The sequence below is a fragment of the Streptomyces sp. NPDC000941 genome, assembly GCF_053599555.1.
On the sequence record NZ_JBSFMM010000525.1, the window covers coordinates 1 to 1,802 of the forward strand.

The 1,802-nt window shown below is 78.5% G+C and carries 1 protein-coding gene; it reads right to left on the bottom strand.

Translation table 11 applies throughout. From position 1 onward, the window contains the following. The coding region (locus ACWDSL_RS53260; RefSeq protein ID WP_450496971.1) for an MDR/SDR family oxidoreductase at nucleotides 1–1,802 on the bottom strand (1,802 nt) is incomplete at both ends.

The following is a 1,802-nucleotide window of genomic DNA, read 5'->3' on the forward strand; positions in this document are numbered from 1 at the left end:
TGAGTTCGCAACAACCTAACCCCGCGCCGCCGGGGGGGGCCCCGCCCCCGCCCCCCCCCCCGGCGGCCGGCGCCCCCCCCGCCCCGCGCGCCGAGCGGGCGGCGGACGCCAGCCCCCGCAGCGGTGCGGGCAGGGCCGCCGGCGGCTGCGCGGCCAGGGCGCGCGGGTCGAGGTTCAGCGCGAGCAGCGCGGGCCGCCCGTGCTTCAGGGCCGCGTCGAACAGCTCGCCGCCCTCCTCGGTGCTGGTGGGCACGATGCCCTGCCGCGCGATGCGAGCCACGTCCGCCTCGGTCAGCCCGCCGGTGAGCCCGCTCGCGGCGACCCACAGGCCCCAGCTCACCGAGACGCCCGGCAGGCCCTCGGCGTGCCGCCGCTCCACCAGGGCGTCGCAGAACGCGTTGGCGGCGGCGTAGTTGGCCTGCCCCGGGGTGCCGAGGGTCGAGGCGAAGGACGAGAACAGCACGAACATGCCCAGCGGCATCCCGGCGGTCGCGGCGTGCAGGTGGGCCGCTGCCGCCGCCTTGGCCGACCACACCTCGGCGAGGCGTTCGGCGTCCTGGGCGGGCAGCATCGCGTCGGCGGTGACGCCCGCCGCGTGGACCACGCCGGTCAGCGGGTGCGCCGGGTCGACGCCCGCGACGGCCTCCCGTACGGCGGCGGCGTCCCCCGCGTCCGCCGCGACAAGCCGCACCTCCGCGCCCAGCGAGGCCAGCCGGTCGGTCAGTTCCGCCGCGCCGGGGGCGTCGGGGCCGCGTCGGCTGAGCAGCAGCAGGTGCCGCACGCCGTGGGCGCGCACCAGGTGCTCGGCGATCAGGCCGCCGAGGGTGCCGGTGCCGCCGGTCAGCAGCACGGTGCCGGCCGGGTCGAGCGGGGGCGCGGCCTTCTCCACGTCCAGCACGAGCTTCCCGGTGTGGCGGGCCTGCGCGAGGTGCCGCAGCGCCTGCCGGGCCTGGCCGAGCCGCCAGGCGGTGACGGGCAGCGGCGTGAATGCCCCCGAGGCGAACCGCTCGCCCAGCGCGGCCAGCAGCCGCCCCATGCGCTCGGGGCCCGCGTCCGCGATCAGGTCGAACGCCCGGTACGCGGCGCCCGCGTGCCCCCGCGCGACCTGCTCGGGGTCGCGGAGGTCGGTCTTGCCCATCTCGACGAACCGGCCGCCGTCGTGGAGGAGCCGGAGCGAGGCGTCGGTGAAGTCGCCGGCGAGGCTGTTGAGGACGACGTCCATGCGAGGGAAGGCGTTCTCGAAGTGGAGGTCGCGCGAGGAGGCGCGGTGGTCGGCGTCGATGCCCATGGCCTGAAGCACGCCGTGCTTGGCCGGGCTGGCGGTGGCGTAGACCTCGGCGCCGAGGTGGCGGGCGACCTGCACGGCGGCCATGCCGACGCCGCCGGCGGCGCCGTGGATCAGGACAGTCTCGCCGGAGCGCAGCCCGCCCAGCTCCACCAGCGCGTACCAGGCGGTGAGGAACGCCACCGGCGCGGCGGCGGCCTCCCGGAAGCCCCAGCCGTCCGGCACGGGTGCGACCATGCGGGCGTCGGCCACCGCCAGCGGGCCGAAGGCGTCGTCGAACAGGCCCATCACGCGGTCGCCGGCGGCCAGCCCGGTGACTCCGCCGGCGACCTCGGTGACGATGCCGGCGCCCTCGCTGCCGATGGTCGCGGCGGCGTCCGGGTACATGCCGAGGGTGATCAGCGCGTCCCGGAAGTTGAGGCCGGCGGCGCGGACGGCGATCCGCACCTGGCCGGGGGCGAGCGGGGCGGCGGCCCGGGGGCTCGCCTCGGCCCGCAGGTCGTCGGGGCCCGTGCCG